The following is a 17,791-nucleotide window of genomic DNA, read 5'->3' as shown; positions in this document are numbered from 1 at the left end:
GGCGACGCCCCTCGCCCGCCACGGGCCCCGAAAGTAGGTGACACATGGACACAGGGCTGCTGATCCTGCGACTCGTCATCGGTCTCGTCATCGCCGGACACGGCGTGCAGAAGGTGAGCTTCTGGCTCGGCGGCGCGGGACTCGCCGGCGGCGTGGAGGAGTTCCGCCGGGACGGCTTCCGCGGCGGCGTCATGACGGCGATCGCGGCCGGCGGCTCCCAGATCGGCTCCGGCCTGCTGCTGGCGATCGGGGCCCTGACCCCGCTGGCCGCCATGGGCGCCATGGGCGTGATGACGGTCGCGGTCACCGTCAAGTGGCGCAACGGATTCTGGGTGCAGCACGACGGCTACGAATTCCCCTTCGTACTTGTCCTCATCGCCGCCGTACTGGCCGTGACCGGACCAGGAGCCTGGTCCGTCGACGCCGCCCTCGACATCGCTCCGCCGGTGTGGGTCGCTCCCGTCGCCATCGTCGTCGGCGTCGGCAGCGGACTGGCGACCAGAGCGGTCCTGCATCGGTAGAACTGTGGACCGGCGAGACTCGAAACGAGATCGACGATGAACTCGAAACCTGCCCGGCCCGCGGCCGGCACGAACAACTCCGACACTCAAGGCACAAACCGTCTCGGCATGGGCTATGTCCTCATGGCGGCCCTGCTGGCCGTGATGATGCTCGGCGGCACCATCCCGATCCCGCTCTATGTCCTCTACGAGGCCCGGATCGGCTTCGACCCCTTCACCATCACGATCATCTTCGCCATCTACGTGATCGGCACACTCGTCGCCCTGCTGTTCTTCGGCGGACTGAGTGACCACATCGGTCGCAAACGGGTACTCGTGGGCGCGATCCTGCTCGCCGCCGCCAGCACCGGGTTCTTCCTCGCCGCCACGAATGTGCCCGTGCTCCTCGTCGCCCGGGTCCTCAGCGGCTTCGCGGTCGGCCTTGCCACCGGTACCGCCACCGCGGCCATCGCCGAACTGCACCCCCGCGGCGACCATCGCGCGGCGGCCGTCGTCGCGGCCGGTGTCAACATGACCGGTCTCGGGCTGGGACCCCTGCTGGCCGGGGTTCTCGCCGAGTACGCCCCGGCACCGGTGCACACCGTCTTCTGGGTCTACCTCGGCATCACCGCGCTCGCTCTGATCGGCCTCGCCGCTGTCCCGGAGACGGCCGTGCTGCGCGACGGCGTGGTCAGTCTGCGGCCGAACATCGGCATCCCGGGGCCCATGCGGGGTGTCATGGCGGGTGCGACGCTGGGGATCTTCTCGGCGTTCACGCTGCTGGGGCTGTTCAGCAGTCTGGTACCCAGCTTCCTGCGTGGGACCCTCGGCCTGCACAACCTGGCGGTGATCGGAGCGGTGTCCTTCCTGATCTTCGTCACCGGCGCGATCAGCCAGGCGGTCTTCTCACACCTGCCGGGCCGCCGTTCGGTCGGATCCGGCCTCGGGCTGCTGCTGGTGGGCCTCGCCGGGCTGGAGGCCGCCCTGTTCACCGAGGCCCTCTGGCTCTTCCTCATCGGCACCGTCGTCAGCGGTGCCGCGGTGGGCCTCGTCTTCCGTGGCGGCCTGGGGGAGATCAACCGGCTGGTCGATCCGGGCCGCCGCGCCGCGGTGATCTCCACGTTCTTCATGACCGCCTACCTCGGCATGACCGTGCCCGTGGTCGTCATCGGGCTCCTCTCCCGGGTTGTGCGCCTGGTGGCGGCCAGTGCTCTGGTCGCCGGGGGTGTCGCGGTGATCGGTCTCGTCGCCCTCGTGGTGGTGCTGCGTACGTTCGGAGCCAGGACCGCGCTCGCGCCCACCGCCCCGTCCGTACGGCACCCCTCCGCGGGGAGCACCACACCCGCCGACAGTTGGTGCTGCCCCCAGACCACGGCCGGTACCACCACGCAGTCCGGTGCCCGGCCGTCGGCAGAAGACTGACGACCACGTGGTGAAGATCGCCGAGGGTTTCGTACGGGGTGTGGCACGAGGACATGGTGGGTCGATCCACCGACTGCGGAGGGTGCTCCGACAGGACTCCCTGGCGACCCGGACGTACCATCAAGAACATGACGCGGAGCGCCCGGACTCCCGAGGAGCACCTGCGCCGTGCCGATCCCGTCCTGGGAACAGTCATCGACGCGGTCATGCGCGAGGGCGGTGGACGACCGAGGCTGCCGCCCGATCCGTCGCTTCCACCCGATCCCAACATGCCGACCGACCGCTACGGCCTTCTCGTGCGCGCGATCGTGAGTCAGAGCATCTCGAACACCGCATCGCGCGCGATCTACCGGCGGCTGCTCGACCGCTTCGGCGCAAGCCCGCCGACGCCGGAGGAAATCCTCGGCGACGATCCCGACGAACTGCGTCTGGCAGTCGGCCTGTCGGAGGCGAAGACGGCATCCCTGCGCTCGCTAGCCGAGCACATCGTCTCCGGTGAACTCGAACTTGAGCGGTTGCACGAACTGCCCGACGACGAGGTGGTCGCACAGCTGGTCGCGGTCAGGGGCATCGGCACCTGGACGGCCGACATATTCCTGATGTTCCATTTGCACCGGCCGGACGTACTGCCGGCCGGCGACATCGGCCTTCGGCACGCTGTGGCGAAGGCGTACGAACTGCCCGAGCTGCCGGGCCCGGTCGAGTTGGAGAAAATCGCCGAGCCATGGCGTCCGCACCGGACGCTCGCGTGTATGTATCTCTGGCGCATGGCGGAGACAACTCCGCAGGTCCAGCGTGTTGTTTGAACGTGCGACCCGGTCAAGCGATGCTCGCTTCTCCCCTGTTCGTCTACCGACCGCGGCACCGGAATGCGAGAGGTGTAGCCATGGACGCTGACGTGAGTGGCAGGACGGCCGTTGTGACCGGGGCCAGCAAGGGCATCGGTCTGGCCATCACCCGGACACTGGTGGACGCCGGCGCGCATGTGGTCGCGGGAGCCCGCACCCGGACGCGCGAACTCGGCGAGTTGGCCGAGGCCGGCAAGGCGACGTTCGTCGCGGCGGATCTGACCGACCCCGCCGCACCGGGCACCGTGGTGGATGCCGCGGTGGAACGCGGCGGCCGGGTCGACATTCTGATCAACAACGTCGGGGCGGCCGTCCCGCGGTCCGGTGGCTTCGTCGGCATCACCGACGACGACTGGAACCTGACCTGGACACTGGGCCTGATGGCGGCTGTGCGCACCACCCGCTCGGCAGTGCCGTCGATGGTCGAACAAGGCGCCGGCGTGATCGTCATGGTGGGCTCGGTGAACGCGTTCCTGCCCGACCCGATGGTGCTGGACTACTCCGCGACCAAGGCGGCCTTGACGAACTTCGCCAAGGGCCTGTCGAAAGAACTGGGCCCGAAGGGCATCCGGGTCAACTCCGTGAGTCCCGGACCTGTGAGCACGGACCTGTGGCTCGGAGACAGTGGCATCGCCCAGCGGCTGTCGAAGGAAACCGGCAAGGCTCCACAGGACATCGCCGCCTCCGCTGTCGAGGCCACTCCGCTGGGACGGTTCACCGCGCCGCAGGAAGTCGCCGAACTGGTCATGTTCTTGGTCAGTGACCGGGCCGCGAACATCACGGGTACGGACATGACCATCGACGGTGGGATGATCACCACCCTCCGATAGCGCTCAGAGTCGGCGCAGGATCCCGGACGTCAGCGCCGTCGCGGTCAGGTGTTTGTATCCCACGCTGTCGAAGTAGACGAGCAGCTCGTGATCGTCCCGGCTCAACAGCAGGCCCTCGCCCCACAGCCCGTGGCGCACAGGAGTTCCACCAGTGAACGACGGGCGATGAGTCGCTCTCGTCGGTGGCTCGGTCTTGCTCCTCGCCATACGGTCGTTGTCGCAGTTGTTGCAGGGCGGGTCGTAGTTCTCGCCGAAATACGCCAGGAGTTCCGCCCGACGGCATCGTGTGCTCTCCGCGTACTCACGGGCCGCGTTGAGGCGGCTGGCCAGCACGGCTTGCCGCCGCTGATCCACGGCCATCAGTTGCTCGGTCAGCCGAGCTGGGGGCGGCAGATGACGCTGGGGTTCGACAACGCGATGGTGACCGGACCCGGCGAGTTTGACCATCCCCAGTTCGGCCAGCTCATTGACCACACGGTCGACGGCGTGCGCGGGCGCGCCGGCGGCTCTCACCAGCTCCGCAAGCGCGATGTCACCACCGGCGTTTTCGATCGCGTCGACAACGCTGTGCAGCGTTGCCTCACCGAGATGGGCGCGGGCCGCGAGAATGCGGGGTATCCGGATGGTGCGCGGATCGTGCACGAGGACCGCGGCAGCCGGCTCGCCATCCCGGCCGGCCCGCCCGATTTCCTGGTAGTAGTCGTCGATGCTCGCGGGAACACCGGCGTGCACCACGGTCCGGACGTCGGCTTTGTCAATTCCCAGACCGAACGCGCTGGTGGCGACCACCGCATCGAGTTTCCCGGAGAAAAATTTGTCCTGGACGTCCGCCCGGGCGCCTGCTGACAGGCCGGCGTGGTACGGCGCGACACGGTAGGCATCCAGCCGCAGCCGGTCGGCGAGGGACTCGCAGCGGGCATGCGTGAGTGCGTAAATCAGCGCGGGGGTTTCGTGCTCGATCAGTACGTCGACACACAGATCGTCGACTGCTTGCGCCTCCGGTTTGCTCGGCTGGGTCTGCCGCATGGCCAGCGAAATGTTCGGCCGGTCGAAATCGGCAACCACGACCTCGGAGGATTCCATCCCCAGGCGACGGGTGATGTCCGCCTGGACGGGCGGGGAAGCCGTCGCCGTGAGCGCGAGAACCGTCGGCCTGCCCAGCTCGGCCACCGCGCCGGCCAGCCGCAGGTATTCCGGCCGGAACTCCTGGCCCCACTCGCTCACCAGATGTGCTTCGTCGACGACGAACAGCCCAACCTCACGGGCGCCGGTGCGCACTGCGGCCCATGTCTCGGAGTTCGTGAGTTGCTCCGGCCCGATGAAGAGGAAGTCCAGATCACCCCGGGCGAGCCGGGTGAGCGTGTCCTTCCGCTCGTGCGCCTTCAGCGAGGAGTTCAGCAGCTCGGCGCGGATGGTGTTGCGAGTGCCGTAATGGCGTCCGGAGAGCGAGCGGATCTGGTCCCGTTGCAGTGCGATCAGCGGCGAGACGACCAGCGTCAGCCCTCCGATCGACAGGCCCGCCACCTGGTAAATGGCACTCTTGCCGCTCCCCGTGGGCAGAACTGCCAGCGTGTCACGACCGCCGGTGACCGCGTCGATGGCCTGGGTCTGGCACGGCCGCAGGCTGAAGTCGAACAGCGCTCCGGCGATCGCGGCGGGCGTAAGACTCAAGCCACACATTTTGGCATGATATGCCCGGTGTGCCATAGGCGCAGCCGGGTCTCCCGGTGGCTGCGCCGGGAGACCCGGCTGCGCTACCTCTCGCGTGCCGTTTGCCTGGACGTGAAAAGGGATGGAGGGTGGAAGGACGTGGGCAATGTCAGTGCCCCATACACCGACTTCATCGACGCCTGGCGCGGACGCGGTGAGAACAGCTCGCCCCACCCCGGGAGGTAACCATGGACAACACCGGCGGATGGGGAGACGACGTCTACCAGCCCGATGACTCCGAACAGAAGGACGACACGGGGCTGCTCGACGCGGAGGACACCCTGGAGTACGACGGTGTCGGCGATCCTCTCGACCGGGGCTGGTCGCCTGTGGAGAGGCCGTGGGCCGTGGAGCACACCGGTGTGACGGCCGCGGAGGGCCACCGGGGCGAGACACTGGACGAGCGGCTTGCCGAGGAGTTGCCGGACGCCGTGGCACCCGAGGGCGACGACATCGGCGACAGCCCGGGCACCGACGGGGAACTCCTGGACAACGAGGTCGGAGCGGCCCGCTCCGGCAGGCTGGTGTCGCCCGACGAGGGAGCGCACGAGGACGAGGAGAGCGCGCTGGTCGCCACGGACCTGGGCATCGACGGCGCTGCCGCCTCGGCCGAGGAGGCAGCGGTGCACGTCGTCGACGACGAGGATTGACCCAGACGGGGGCGCCCGGCCAGGCCGGCGCGGTGCCTCCGACGCGTGTCACGTGGGTTCCCGGCCTTGAGTGACGTCCGAGGACGACATCTCCGACAGCATCGGTGCCGCCCACCACGACGTCCGGGCCGTGCCGCTCCCGCATCTTCGCGCGAAACGCTCCCGGTGGGCCCGGGTCAAGCTGTGGACCTGGACCCGCTCCAGCGGGCGGACCGTACGGAATCCCGCCCTGCGACGGGACTGCCAACCCGCCCCGCTCAGGCCCGCAGGGGCGTTGCGGGTCCCTCGTGTCGGACGCGGGCCTCCAGATGGCGCCACATCGCCGACACGTTGAACGCCGGTCCCAGATCGGGCAGTTCGGCGATGTCCTCGTCGGGGATCGGGCGCAGCGGCGCCCCCGTGGCCGCCACGGCGAGGGCGGTGCGGGCCAGGGTGTCCACCGCCAGGGCCCGGGTGACGGCCTCCGCGACGGCGTGGGCCGGATCGCCGGTGCCGACGGCGACCAGGCCGTGTGCGCGCAGGACCACGGCGGGCCGGTCCCCGAGCGCGGCCACCATCTGCCGCGCCAGGTCGCGGCGGCGGATCAGCGCCGAGCGGGGCCACACGGGAACGCCGTCGTGGGCCAGCCGGGCGGCCGGGATGTCGTAGGAGCCCACGAGGGGCAGCCAGGGCAGGTCGGCGACGGACGCGGCGACCACCGCGGGCGGATGGGCGTGCACCACGGCCGTGACCTCCGGCCTGGAGCGCAGGACCTCGGTGTGAATGGGCAGCTCGCTCGGCGGCTTCCACCCCGTGGGCACCTCGCCGGTGCCGTCGAGACCGACCTGCTGTACGTCCTCGACGACGGTGAAGGCAAGCCCGCGCTCTTCGGGCCCGCGGCCGCGCACCAGCAGCGAACCGGACCCTGTCCTGGCGCTGATGTGGCCGAGGATGTGCTCGACCAGCCCGCTGACGGCCAGGGCACGGCAGGCGACGGCGATGCGCTCCCGCAGGGCGTCGTACGACCCCTGCGGACCCTCGGCGGTGAGTGTCATGGCCGTGTCGGTCTCTCCTCACCTGGATTCATCCGGTGTCATGCGCCCTGCCGTCGGAACCATCTGCGGCGGTCGGAGCGAGCAGCTTGGGAATCAAAGGTCTGTTGGTATGACTTTAAGCCATTGCATACGAGACCGTCAACGAGGCTCCTGACCATGGGAGAATGCGCACATGCCATCGCGACCCAGCCAGCCTCAGCGTGCCGAGACCGCAGACGAGACGTCCGCCAAGCGGACTCCCGCGCCCGAGGGGCTGTTCAAGGCGGTCTCCTCCAGTCGCGTCTCCCAGCTGATCGTCGATCAGATCCGGCTGCTGCTGAAGGAGGAACGCCTCCAGCCCGGCGACCGGCTGCCCAGTGAGCGCGAGCTGTGCGTGCAGTTCGGTGTCAGCCGGGTGACGGTGCGCGAGGCCCTGCGCAGCCTGGAGGCCAGCGGGCTCGTCGAGATCCGGGTCGGTGCGCGCGGCGGGGCGTTCGTGACGGCTCCGTCCTCGCGGCGGGTGGGTGAGGGTCTCGCCGATCTGCTCTCCCTGTCGCCGCTGACGGCGACCGAGGTCACCGAGGCGCGGCTGGTCTTCGAACTCGGCATCGTCCCGCTGATCGTCGAGCGTGCCACCGATGAGGACCTCGACGACCTCCGCGCGCTGTGCGACGAGCACGCCGAGGCGGTCAAGCAGGGTACGTACGACATGGAGATGTCGGCGGACTTCCACACCCGCGTCGCCGCCTGCACGCACAACGCCGCCATCGAGATGCTCGTGCAGTCCTTCCACGGCCCGCTGCTGATGAGCCTGCGCGAGGCGCAGAGCGTCGAACCGCAGATGGGGCAGCGCGGTTCGAAGGAACACCGCGAGTTCGTCGAGGCCGTCGCCGCGCGCGACGTCGAGGCGGCGTCCGAGATCATGCGCAGGCACGTACAGCGCACGGCGTCCCGGGTGAAGGGGGACGGCCGGCGCAGGTAGCGCGCGCCCGAACCGTCCGGTCCCGGGTCCTGTTGGGCCCGGGACTCTTTTGTGCCCAGCATGAAGGCATTATGGTTAGACCATCAGGTGATCGGAGACGGCTACGGCCATCACGGGAGGCACCATGGGCAAGAAGGGGCGCGTGTTCGTCCGCGGCCTGACCTCGGAGACGTACGGTCTCGGCGAGTTCCGCCGCAGGCAGTTGGGCGTCGAGCGGGTGCGCGACGACTCCGTGGTCGTCGACGACGCGAAGGTGGCGCACTCCGGCGACAGCGCCGAGTCCCGTACGTGGTGGCGGATCGGCCCGGGTGACGAGGACTTCCTCACCCAGACCATTCAGGTCCACTTCGTCGAACTGCCGCCGCAGTCCAGCAACAACGGCCACGGACACCAGAACGAGGCCGCCTTCTACATCCTCCAGGGCCGTGGCTACGAGATCCACGACGACCAGCGGTACGACTGGACCAAGGACGACCTCGTGTTCGTCCACACCGACTCCGTGCACCGCCACTTCAACCCGTACGACGAGACCGCCACCGCCCTCGTGGTGAAGGCCAAGAGCACCTGGATGTTCATGGGCCTGTGGCAGCAGGGGCGCAGCGGCCCGATCGAGCGGGAGGAGGAGTTCGGGCCCCGCGAGGACTGGTCCCGGATCTGGACGCCCGGCGTCAAGGAGCGCAAGAAGGTCATCGGCGTCGCCGACACCACCTGGGAGACGACCCCCCTCGGCCGGGTCCGCGTGATGTCCTCGCCCGAGCGCACCGACGCCCGGATCTTCTCCGTCGACGTCTTCGAACTCGACATCCCCGCCGGCAGCCGCTCGGGCAGGTACTGGAAGATGGCCGACGAGGTGCTCTACGTCCTCGACGGCAGCGGATACGCCCTCCACTGGGAGGTCGAGGCGGAGATCGCCGAGAAGTACTACGCGCGCGTCGCCCTGGAGCCGACCCGGCACGAGATCACCAAGGGCGACACCTTGTACGTACCGCAGAACCACGTGTGCCAGCTGTTCGCCTACGACGGCACCCCGCTGCGGCTGCTGTCGGCGCAGAACCGCGTCTTCAAGCACCTCGGTTACGACTCGGTGCACTTCATGGAGGACGCTCCCGAGTACCGGGCGACACAGGCCCCCTGACGGATCGCCGACCCGAACGGCCTGGACCCCACACCGCGCACTCGGTGTGGGGCCCAGGCTCGTTGAGCACTCGCGTCACGTGTGCTGTGCCGCCTCCTCCGCCGCGGCGACGAGATCGTCGGCGCTGAGCAGCGACGGCTCCCGCGCCGTCTCCAGGCGCAGTGCCAGAGCCCCGTGCACGGTCTTGCGGATCCGGCGTCCGTCCAGCCCGGTCAGCAGCTTGCCCACCCGCCGGTGCACCCCCGGATCCTCGGCCAGCGCGGCCAGTTCGGGCCACTGCGCCGCCAGGGCGCGCAGCGAGTCGGCGACGATCAGCGCCACCACCGACTCGTCCGGCAGCTCCGTGCGCACCACGAGGTCGGCGCGGGAGAGGAAGGCCTCGTCGACGGCGTCGGCGAAGTTCGTCGTCACGACCAGCAGGGTCCCGGGGCGTTCGGCCCGCAGCGCGTCCAGGCCGCTGAGCACGGCGTCCGTCGCCCGGTGCACGTCGACAGGGTTGGTGTCGAAGGACGCCGAGTGCCGCCGCACGGCGAGCGCCTCGACCTCGTCGACCAGCACGATCGTGTGCGGGCGGCGTGCGGCCAGCTCGGGCAGGGTCGCGCGGAACAGCCGGGAGACCGCGCGCTGGCTCTCGCCCAGCATCTCGCTGGGGAAGGCGTGCGGGTCGACCTCGACGAGCGTCGTCGCACCGTGCGGCGCCAGCGTGCGTGCGGCGGCCTGGGCGAGGCCCTGGGCCAGCGTGGTCTTGCCGGTGCCGGGTGGCCCGGCGAGCACCACCAGGCCGTGCGGTGCCACGGCCGAGCCCGCGAGCCGCCGCCCGTGCCGGAGCACGAGGACGGCGGTCGCGAGGAGCCGTTCCTTGACCCGTGGCTCGACGATCACGGAGTCCCAGGGGCCGTCGTGGTGATCGGCGGGCAGCGCGTGAGTCCCCGCGACGCCGTGCGGCAGTGCCGTACTCACCGGTTGCGGCCTCCGTTCATGGCCAGGTGGGGCGCGTGAGCGCCGGCCACTGGATGGTCGCCGGGTCTCCGGCCTGCGCGTCGCGGATGTGGTCCGGCGGTTCCTCGAACAGCACCAGCGGATCGCACAGCGCCCGCATGGTCTCCAGCAGGCTGTCGAACATATGGATGCGCACCACCTTCGCCGTACGGTCCGGGGCGGTGTTGATGTGCTGGTGCCACAGGAAGTGGTCGACGACGATGATGTCGCCCTTCTTCCACGGGTGCCGCTCGCCGCCCTCCGGCTCGGTGCCCAGATAGCTCTCGCCGGTCCCCTCGACGACGTACAGCCACGCCTCGCCAGGGTGGCGGTGCATCGACTGGGCCCGGCCGGGACCGATTTCGAACATGGCCATCGTGATGCCGGACGCCTGGTAGCCGATGGCGCGGTCGAGCAGGAACGTGGTGCGGGTGCCGCGCGGGGTGTTGCGCAGTTCGAGCTCGTCCCAGCTGGTGTGCAGCCGCCCGGAGCGGCGGGCCTCCTGGTCCCGGGCGAGCCGCCGCAGCCGCGTCGCGTACGGATCGGCGCCGTCGCGGCCCGGGGAGAACGGCGGGCGCGGCGGCAGCTCGGAGACGGGCGTGTGCCCGGCGTCCTCCAGGGCGGCCATGCCCATCGTCTCCAGCAGCGGACCGCTGGAGAAGGTGAGGTAACGCGTCGTGGTGTCGCCGTCGTTGCCGCTGCGGTGCCAGGACCAGGCCGGCAGGTGCAGCGAGTCGCCGGGGCCCCAGTCGACGCGCTCGCCGTCGATCTCGGTCCAGCCCCAGCCTGCGACCACGAACACCATGGCGTCCCACGAGTGCCGGTGCAGTGTGGTCGTGGTCCCCGGGTCCAGCTCGTGGGCGAGGGCGTCCATGGTGCGGGTCGGCCGGTCGCCGTCGGCGCCGACGTAGACGCCGACACGGCTGCCGCGTTCCGTCGGGTGCATCACGACGTCCTCGACGGCGACGACCGTGCGGTGGTTCTTGCGCCACTCCTCGATGAAGGCGGCGCGACGGCGTTTCTGGACGTGGTAGTGCGTGACTTCGGTCGTGGTGTGTGTGCTCAACGTGTCTCCCAACAGGCGGAGGAGAGGGGGAAGTCGGTCAGGGGCGTGCCGGCTCGGAGGCCTGCACGCTGTACTCGCGCACGGTGCGGCTGCGCGCCGCGCTCGTCCCGGAGACGGCGGCCGGCACCAGACCGCCGAGGGTCAGCGCCACGACCGGGCCGAGCGCTCCGGCCAGCAGGCCCATCAGGGAGTCGCCGATCGCGGGGCCGCCCCGGGAGCACATCTGGTAGATGGCCGAGACGCGCCCGCGCAGCGTGTCCGGCGTCTCCAACTGGACGGCGGCATGGCGGACGGTGGTCGCGACCGCGTCCGCGGCCCCCAGGGCAAGGGCCATGACGACGGCCACGGAGAAGACCCGTGACTGGGCCAGTCCGACGACGGCCAAGCCGTACGCGGCGGTCCCCCAGAGCACGATCCGGCCGGACCGGGCGGTGCGCACCAGCCGGAACACCCACACCGATCCGATCAGGGCCCCGGCCGAGGGCGCCGCGGACAGCAGCCCGTAGCCGGTGGCGCCGACATGCAGCACGTCCGCGGCGAATGCGGGCAGCAGCACCCGGTAGGCCCCGAACACCGTGGCGGACATGTCCAGGCCCATCAGCTGCCAGACGACCGGCCGCCGGGCGACGTACCGCACCCCCTCCCGAAGGCTTTCCAGGAGTGGTCGCCGTTCGCCGTCGACGGCCAGCCGCGGCACCCGCAGCAGGGCCAGTACGACGACGAGGACGGCGTAGGTGACGGCGTCGAAGACGTACACCGCCCCCGGCCCGCCCACGGCGATCAGTACGCCCGCCAGCGCGGGCCCGGCCAGGACGGCCAGCTCGCGCGTCGGGTTGAGCAGGGCGAAGGCGTCGACGAGCTGCTTGCGCGGCACCATCGCCGGGATGAGCGCCTGCCGGGCCGGCTGGTCGAAGGTCGCCGCCGCCGTCGCCAGCAGCGACGAGACGAAGACCGCCCACACCGTGGCCGCGCCCGCGAGGGTGACCGCCGCGAGCCCGGCCGACACCAGCAGGGCCACGCCCTGGGTGACCTGAAGCAGGCGCCGCCGGTCCAGCCGGTCGGCATAGATCCCGCCGGCCGGGGACAGCACCAGCAGGGCCACCGCCTGGGCGAGGCCGACGAGGCCCACCTGCGCGGTCGAGCCGGTCAGTTCGTAGACCTGGTAGAGGTTGGCGGCGACGGCGCCCCTGGTCCCGATCTGGGAGAGGACGACGCCGCCCCAGTAGAGGTCGAAGTCGCGGTTGCGGAGTACCTCGGGTATCTCCATCGGTCAGTCGACGGGAACGAGGGTCACCTTGTCCGGGGCGACGGAGAAGTGCACCTCGGTTCCCGGCGGGATCGACAGGTTGGGGTTGGACCGGTTGCGTATCTCCAGGTCGCCGACGCCCACGATGTGGTCGACGACGTCACCCAGGAACGCCCGGGTGAGGACCTGGCCCGACCACTCGTTGGGCACGTTGCCGCGCCGCTCGGGGGACAGATCGACGCACTCCGGCCGGATCGAGATCATCACCGTGTCGCCGACCGCGGGCGCCTTGTCCACCTCGCCGGCCACCAGGGGGCCGTGCGCGGTGTCGACCCGCACCTCGCGGCCGTCCACCGAGACCACCTTCGCCTCCATGAAGTTGGAGGTGCCGATGAACTCGGCCACGAAACGGGTCGCGGGCTTGGTGTAGATCTCGCGGGGCTTGCCGATCTGCTCGATACGGCCCTGGTTCATCACCGCGATCCGGTTCGACATCACCAGCGCCTCGGACTGGTCGTGCGTCACATAGATCGCGGTGAGGTTCAACTCCCGCTGCAGCCGCTTGAGTTCGAACCGCATCGTCTCGCGCAGCTTGGCGTCCAGGTTGGACAGCGGCTCGTCCAGCAGCATCAGCTCCGGCCGGGTCACCAGGGCGCGGCCCAGGGCGAGGCGCTGCTGCTGGCCGCCGGAGAGCTTGGTGGCGGGCCGGGAGGCGTAGGCACCGAGCTCGATCACGTCCAGGACCTGCTCGACGCGTTCCTCGATCTCCCTGCGCCCCGGCCGCTTGGTGCGGGGCAACACCTCCAGCGGGAACGACACGTTCTTGAAGACCGTCATGTGCGGCCAGATGGCGTACGACTGGAAGACCATGCCGAGCCCGCGCCGGTTGGCGCGCATGTTGATGCCCTGTTCGGCGTCGAACAGGACGCGTCCGCCGAGCGTCACGCGTCCCTCCGTCGGGCGTTCCAGGCCCGCGACGGAGCGCAGGGTGGTGGTCTTGCCGCAGCCGGAGGGGCCGAGCAGCGTGAACAGTTCCCCGTCGTGCACCTCGAAATCGACCCCACCGACGGCGTACACGCGCGTGCCCTCGTTCCCGGGCCGTCTGGACCTGCGTCCCGCCGTGTCGTCGTAGCTCTTCTTGAGGGATTCGACCGTCAACATCGCTGAAGGTCCCTTCGATCAGTTCGCGGAGTCGTTCTGCAGCCCGAAGCGGGCACCCAGGCGGTAGGCAATGGAGACGAGCAGGACGAGCAGCAGGACCATGCAGACGCCCAGGGCGGCGAGCGTGGTGAACTGGCCGTTCTCGAACTGCTCCCAGATCAGCACGGACAGCACTTCCTTGCCCGGGCTGTAGAGCAGGATCGTGCTGGACAGCTCGCGGAAGGACACGACGAGGATGTAGACCCAGCCGGCCAGGATGCCGCCGCTCATCAGCGGCAGCAGCACCCGCCGGAAGGTCTGGAACCAGGAGGCGCCGGACACATGGGCCGACTCCTCCAGTTCGGGCGACATCTGAGTCATCGCCGCCGACGAGTACTGCATGCCGTACGGCAGGTAGCGCGTGCAGTACGACACCAGCAGGATCAGCAGTGTGCCGTAGATCGGCAGCGGCATCCGCAGGTAGACGAAGGACAGCGCGAGGCCCAGGACCAGCCCGGGGATGACGATGGGCGTGAAGGCCAGCAGGTCCAGCAGCCGACGGCCGGGCGCCTTGGTGCGCAGGACGACCCAGGACACGATCGCGGTGAGGATCATCACCGCGGTCGCGGCGCCGATCCCGACGATGAGCGAGTTCTTCAGCGCCGTGAAGGCGAGCGGCATCTCGAACACCGTGCGGTAGTTGGCCAGCGTCATCTCGCTGAGCGTCTTGCGGCTCGGCGCGGCGTAGTACTTCAGCAGCGAGGCGTAGACGAGCACGGCGACCGGCAGGACGACGGTGATCAGGAAGTAGAGGATCACGCCCGCGCCGACGAACGGCCGGGCGCGGCCCAGTTCGACCGGGCGGGGCCGGAAGGCCTTGCCGGTCACCGTCTGGAAGTTGCGCGAGGAGCGCCGCAGCCAGCTGGACAGCAGCACGCCCGCCGCGGCGATGAGGAGCAGCCCGATGGCGTAGGCGCCGGCAGCCCCGTAGTCGACGGGGTAGGCGCGCAGTACGAAGTAGATCCGGCTGGTGAAGACGTAGATGCCGTTCTGCAGGCCGAGCAGGCCGGGCACCTCGAAGCTCTCCAGGGACTGTACGAACATCAGCAGCGCCGCGGAGATCATCGCCGGACGCAGCAGCGGCATCGTCACCCGCCGCAGGACGGTCAGCCGGTTCGCGCCCGACATGGCGGCGGACTCCTCCAGGGAGGGGTCCATCGCGCGGAACGCGGCGACCATGAGCAGGAAGGCGACCGGCGCCAGGTGCAGGCCCTGCACCCAGATCATGCCCCACACGCTGTAGATGTTGACCGGCGAGGTGCCGAACAGCGGCTGGAACACCAGGGAGTTGAGGATGCCGCTGGACGGGTCGCCGAGGAAGATCCACGAGGTGGCGTACAGGATGCCGGGGACGATGAGCGGCACCAGTGACGCCGCGAAGAACAGTCCCTTGAACGGGGTGTCAGTCCGCACCTGGATGTAGGCCAGCACGGTGCCGAGCACGAGCGCGAGCGCGGCCGAACCGAGCGCGAACCACAGCGAGTTGAGCAGCATCTCGCGGGACTGCGAGTTGCCTCCGTAGGCCCGGGAGAACGCGTCGAGGGAGACGCCGGTGCCGTCGGCGCTGAGGAAGGTGTCGTGGATCAGATATCCCAGCGGTACGACCGCGAGGTAGCCGACGATGACGACGGCGCCGCCGACCAGCAGGCCCTGCAGGGACAGCGGGCGCCTCAGCAGCCGGGCGAGCCGGCCCGGGCCGCCCGCCTCGGCGGGTCCGGTGACCGCGTCGGACCGGGGCTCGGGGCTGTCGTCACGGGAGGCGGTGGTGGGTACGAGGGTCATCGGTTCTCACTCCCCGACGGTGGCGGCGCCGCGGAGCAGCGCGTCGTACTTCTTGTCCCATTCGCCGTGGTCCTTGCTCAGCCCCTCCACGTCGAACGGGGCCAGGGTGAGGCCGTCGAGGCTCTTGTCGCCGGGGACCTTCGTCGACGGCGTCAGGCCGAGCTCGACCAGCTCCTTCTGGCCGTCGGTGAGCAGCCAGTCGTAGAACAGCCAGGCCGTGGCCGGGTGCTGCGCGCCCTTGACCATGGCGACGCCGTTGGGCCGGGCGAAGGCGGGGATCTTCGAGACCCCGCTGCTGGGCAGGTGGGTGACGGGGGCGCCCTGCTGTGCGGCGCGGACCGTGATGTAGGTGTAGTTCATCGCCTCCATGGGCGTCTGGCCGGCGGTGAGGAACTGCATCATCGTCGTGTGGCCCTTGGCGACCTTGGCGTTGCCGACGATGTCCTTCCACAGCTTGTCCACCTCGGCCTGCGACTTGCCGTGGTCCAGCCAGTACTTGGTGACGTTCTCGAACCAGTCGCTGTCGCTGACCTCCAGGGTCAGCTTGCCCTTGTACTTGGGCAGCGCCAGGTCCTCCCAGCTGTGCGGCTCGTCGGCGGGTTTGATCAGGTCGGTGTTCCAGGCGGGCTGGAATACGTTGAGCCGGCTCGCGGTCCAGTGCTCGAACTTGCCGGTCGGGTCCACCTTGTCCAGCGCGGAGCCGTTGAACTGTGCCAGCACCCCGTTGTCGGACAGGGCCGACATCTCCAGGAAGTTGGTCTCCACCACGTCGGCGCCCGCCTTGCCGGCCTGGGCCTCCTGCAGGGTCCGCTGGAGCACGGTCTCGGAGTTGCCGCGGAAGACGCTGACGCGGATGCCGTACTTCTTCTCGAAGGCCTGCGCGATCGGGGTGGCGATGTCCGCGGTCATCGAGGTGTAGAGGGACAGCGTGCCGCCCTCCTGTTTCGCCAGCTCCTCGGCCCTGGCGCGCTGCTGATCCTTGGGCAGACCGGCCAGCTGCGTGTAGACGCCGTCCGCCTTGTCGTTGGCGGCGGTGGTGACGGCACCGCCGCATCCGGTGGTGACGGCCGCGACCAGCAGTCCGGCCAGGGCGTATGTGCTGTGACGGGTGCTCATGCGGTGCTCTCCTGGAAGAGATGCGAGAAGGGGGAGTGTGTGGTCAGCCCGCCGCCCGGACGCCGCGCAACAGGGCATCGTAGGCGGCGTTCCACTTCTGGTGGTCGGTCTCTGCGGTCTTCGAGAGGCTGTATGTGCCGGTGCCGACCGGGATCGGGTCCTTGAAGCCCGGCACGTCCTTCGCCGCGGGGATCCGCAGGGACTCGGCGATGATCTTCTGTCCTTCGCTGAGGACCCAGTCGGTCCACAGCAGCGCGGTGGCGGGGTGCCGCGGCCGGGCCATCAGGCCCACCCCGTTCGGGCGGAGGATCACCGGCTCCACGGCGGGCCGCCAGGCCACGGGCGCGCCCTTGTCGGTGGCCTTGTCGACGGTGTGGCTGTAGACGGACAGGGCCACGGCGAACTGGCCCGCGCTGAGCAGTTCGCCCTGAACCGTGTGTCCCTTGGTGACCTTGACGTTGGCGGCGATCTTCTTGAACAGGTCGTCGACGGCCGAGGAGCTCATGCCTTTCTCCTCGGTCAGGTACGTGTGCATCGACGCGTACCAGTCCCAGTCGCCGACCTCGACGGACAGCCTGCCCTTCCACTTGGGGTCCGCGAAGTCGGTGAAGTCCCGGGGTTCCTCACCCTTCTTGACCTCGTTGGTGTTCCAGCCCACGACGAAGGCGTTGAACCGTTCGGCCGTCCAGCCGCCGAGGTTCTTCGCGGAGTCCTTCAGACCGGCCTTGGCGGGGCCGTCATAGGGGTGGAGCAGGTGCTGTGCGTCGAGCGCCCGCAGTTCGAGGTCGTTGGTGTCGATCACGTCGTTCTGCGGCTTGCCGGCCTGGTTCTCCTGGAGCGCCCGTTGCAGCACGGTCTCGGAGTTGGCCCGGAAGGCATGGACCTTGATGCCCGGGTAGGCCTTCTGGAATCCGTCGACCAGGTCCTGGATGTCGGTGTTGGAGGTGTACAGGTCGAGCACGCCGCCCTCGCTCTTGGCGTCGGCGAGCAGCTTGGTCGTGCGCTCCTCGCCGGTGAGCTTCTCGTAGGCGGCGTAGGGGTTGGTGTCGGGGGCGGAGCCGGCGGCGGTCGTGGTCGGCGAGGTGCCGCAGCCGGTGAGGAGAAGACCGGCGGTCAGGAGGCCGGCGGTAAGAGCACCTTGACGCATCGCACACTCCTTGGACGAAGCGGACGGCTCGTGGACGGGACGGAAGAGCGCGGAGCGTGGGGAGGGTGCGGTACGCGCCCGGCGGCGAGCGCGTGTGATCCGCGGGGCCCGGCGAGGCCATGAGCCGTTGGCCGGAATTCGGTCCCTGCATAAAACAGCAGGATCG

General features: G+C 69.7%; 16 protein-coding genes. 7 read left to right on the top strand and 9 right to left on the bottom strand.

The window, feature by feature from the left end:
• Positions 1 to 44 precede the first annotated feature (44 nt).
• The 4 genes from SSP24_RS04470 (at position 45) to SSP24_RS04455 (ending at position 3,600) form a co-directional block, all read left to right on the top strand.
• Positions 45 to 521 (top strand): DoxX family protein, encoded by a 477-nt coding sequence (locus SSP24_RS04470; protein WP_141307448.1) that lies wholly within the window; start codon positions 45 to 47, stop codon positions 519 to 521.
• A 36-nt stretch (positions 522 to 557) separates the two neighbouring features.
• Positions 558 to 1,922 (top strand): MFS transporter, encoded by a 1,365-nt coding sequence (locus tag SSP24_RS04465; protein WP_141307447.1) that lies wholly within the window; start codon positions 558 to 560, stop codon positions 1,920 to 1,922.
• Positions 1,923 to 2,050: 128 nt separating this feature from the next.
• Entirely contained in the window at positions 2,051 to 2,728 is a 678-nt protein-coding gene (locus tag SSP24_RS04460; protein ID WP_167529508.1) for a DNA-3-methyladenine glycosylase family protein, read from the top strand.
• 80 nt (positions 2,729 to 2,808) lie between these two features.
• The gene (locus tag SSP24_RS04455) at positions 2,809 to 3,600 is read left to right on the top strand and encodes an oxidoreductase (RefSeq protein WP_141307445.1); all 792 of its coding nucleotides are present in this window, start codon (positions 2,809 to 2,811) and stop codon (positions 3,598 to 3,600) included.
• A gap of 3 nt (positions 3,601 to 3,603) precedes the next feature.
• Here the strand turns inward: SSP24_RS04455 and SSP24_RS04450 are convergent, their stop codons facing one another.
• On the bottom strand, positions 3,604 to 5,271 hold the full coding sequence (locus SSP24_RS04450) for a RecQ family ATP-dependent DNA helicase (protein ID WP_167529507.1): 1,668 nt from the start codon (positions 5,269 to 5,271) through the stop codon (positions 3,604 to 3,606).
• Between the two features lie 227 nt (positions 5,272 to 5,498).
• On the opposite strand from SSP24_RS04450, the gene SSP24_RS04445 reads away from it, so the two are divergent.
• On the top strand, positions 5,499 to 5,960 hold the full coding sequence (locus SSP24_RS04445) for a DUF5709 domain-containing protein (RefSeq protein WP_141307443.1): 462 nt from the start codon (positions 5,499 to 5,501) through the stop codon (positions 5,958 to 5,960).
• Positions 5,961 to 6,217: 257 nt separating this feature from the next.
• Here SSP24_RS04445 and phtC read toward each other — a convergent pair whose 3' ends face one another.
• On the bottom strand, positions 6,218 to 6,994 hold the full coding sequence (gene phtC / locus SSP24_RS04440; protein WP_141307442.1) for a 3,4-dihydroxyphthalate decarboxylase: 777 nt from the start codon (positions 6,992 to 6,994) through the stop codon (positions 6,218 to 6,220).
• Positions 6,995 to 7,166: 172 nt separating this feature from the next.
• Here phtC and SSP24_RS04435 point away from each other — a divergent pair, with 172 nt between their 5' ends.
• Positions 7,167 to 7,955, top strand: a complete 789-nt coding sequence (locus SSP24_RS04435) for a FadR/GntR family transcriptional regulator (protein ID WP_141307441.1) — start codon at positions 7,167 to 7,169, stop codon at positions 7,953 to 7,955.
• 124 nt (positions 7,956 to 8,079) lie between these two features.
• A complete protein-coding gene (locus tag SSP24_RS04430) occupies positions 8,080 to 9,090 on the top strand; it encodes a cupin domain-containing protein (protein ID WP_141307440.1) in 1,011 nt (336 codons plus the stop codon).
• A 75-nt stretch (positions 9,091 to 9,165) separates the two neighbouring features.
• Here SSP24_RS04430 and SSP24_RS04425 read toward each other — a convergent pair whose 3' ends face one another.
• The 7 genes from SSP24_RS04425 to SSP24_RS04395 are packed head-to-tail and all read right to left on the bottom strand — an operon-like array spanning position 9,166 to position 17,625.
• A complete protein-coding gene (locus SSP24_RS04425) occupies positions 9,166 to 10,050 on the bottom strand; it encodes an AAA family ATPase (protein ID WP_141307439.1) in 885 nt (294 codons plus the stop codon).
• A gap of 16 nt (positions 10,051 to 10,066) precedes the next feature.
• Positions 10,067 to 11,134 (bottom strand): cupin domain-containing protein, encoded by a 1,068-nt coding sequence (locus tag SSP24_RS04420; RefSeq protein ID WP_141307438.1) that lies wholly within the window; start codon positions 11,132 to 11,134, stop codon positions 10,067 to 10,069.
• A 37-nt stretch (positions 11,135 to 11,171) separates the two neighbouring features.
• Positions 11,172 to 12,401, bottom strand: coding sequence for an MFS transporter (locus tag SSP24_RS04415; RefSeq protein WP_141307437.1), 1,230 nt, complete (start codon positions 12,399 to 12,401; stop codon positions 11,172 to 11,174).
• Between the two features lie 3 nt (positions 12,402 to 12,404).
• Positions 12,405 to 13,541: an ABC transporter ATP-binding protein gene (locus SSP24_RS04410; protein ID WP_141307436.1), complete on the bottom strand. Its 1,137-nt coding sequence runs from the start codon at positions 13,539 to 13,541 to the stop codon at positions 12,405 to 12,407.
• 18 nt (positions 13,542 to 13,559) lie between these two features.
• Complete coding sequence (locus SSP24_RS04405; protein ID WP_141307435.1) at positions 13,560 to 15,362, bottom strand: ABC transporter permease; 1,803 nt, start codon at positions 15,360 to 15,362, stop codon at positions 13,560 to 13,562.
• A gap of 6 nt (positions 15,363 to 15,368) precedes the next feature.
• Complete coding sequence (locus SSP24_RS04400) at positions 15,369 to 16,478, bottom strand: ABC transporter substrate-binding protein (RefSeq protein ID WP_141307434.1); 1,110 nt, start codon at positions 16,476 to 16,478, stop codon at positions 15,369 to 15,371.
• Between the two features lie 43 nt (positions 16,479 to 16,521).
• Positions 16,522 to 17,625 (bottom strand): ABC transporter substrate-binding protein, encoded by a 1,104-nt coding sequence (locus SSP24_RS04395; protein ID WP_141307433.1) that lies wholly within the window; start codon positions 17,623 to 17,625, stop codon positions 16,522 to 16,524.
• Between the last annotated feature and the right edge of the window lie 166 nt (positions 17,626 to 17,791).

It is taken from the genome of Streptomyces spinoverrucosus, assembly GCF_006539505.1.
Taxonomy (GTDB): Bacteria; Actinomycetota; Actinomycetes; order Streptomycetales; family Streptomycetaceae; genus Streptomyces; species Streptomyces spinoverrucosus.
Note: the sequence above shows the minus strand (reverse complement) of the source record. Positions and strands in the feature narration are given on the sequence as shown.

Bases quoted from the DNA above. Each gene is read 5' to 3' on its own strand.
- SSP24_RS04470 (WP_141307448.1), top strand. From the start codon at position 45: ATGGACACAGGGCTGCTGATCCTGCGACTCGTCATCGGTCTCGTCATC.
- SSP24_RS04465 (WP_141307447.1), top strand. From the start codon at position 558: ATGAACTCGAAACCTGCCCGGCCCGCGGCCGGCACGAACAACTCCGAC.
- SSP24_RS04460 (WP_167529508.1), top strand. From the start codon at position 2,051: ATGACGCGGAGCGCCCGGACTCCCGAGGAGCACCTGCGCCGTGCCGAT.
- SSP24_RS04455 (WP_141307445.1), top strand. From the start codon at position 2,809: ATGGACGCTGACGTGAGTGGCAGGACGGCCGTTGTGACCGGGGCCAGC.
- SSP24_RS04445 (WP_141307443.1), top strand. From the start codon at position 5,499: ATGGACAACACCGGCGGATGGGGAGACGACGTCTACCAGCCCGATGAC.
- phtC (WP_141307442.1), bottom strand. From the start codon at position 6,994: ATGACACTCACCGCCGAGGGTCCGCAGGGGTCGTACGACGCCCTGCGG.
- SSP24_RS04435 (WP_141307441.1), top strand. From the start codon at position 7,167: ATGCCATCGCGACCCAGCCAGCCTCAGCGTGCCGAGACCGCAGACGAG.
- SSP24_RS04430 (WP_141307440.1), top strand. From the start codon at position 8,080: ATGGGCAAGAAGGGGCGCGTGTTCGTCCGCGGCCTGACCTCGGAGACG.
- SSP24_RS04415 (WP_141307437.1), bottom strand. From the start codon at position 12,401: ATGGAGATACCCGAGGTACTCCGCAACCGCGACTTCGACCTCTACTGG.
- SSP24_RS04410 (WP_141307436.1), bottom strand. From the start codon at position 13,541: ATGTTGACGGTCGAATCCCTCAAGAAGAGCTACGACGACACGGCGGGA.
- SSP24_RS04405 (WP_141307435.1), bottom strand. From the start codon at position 15,362: ATGACCCTCGTACCCACCACCGCCTCCCGTGACGACAGCCCCGAGCCC.
- SSP24_RS04400 (WP_141307434.1), bottom strand. From the start codon at position 16,478: ATGAGCACCCGTCACAGCACATACGCCCTGGCCGGACTGCTGGTCGCG.
- SSP24_RS04395 (WP_141307433.1), bottom strand. From the start codon at position 17,625: ATGCGTCAAGGTGCTCTTACCGCCGGCCTCCTGACCGCCGGTCTTCTC.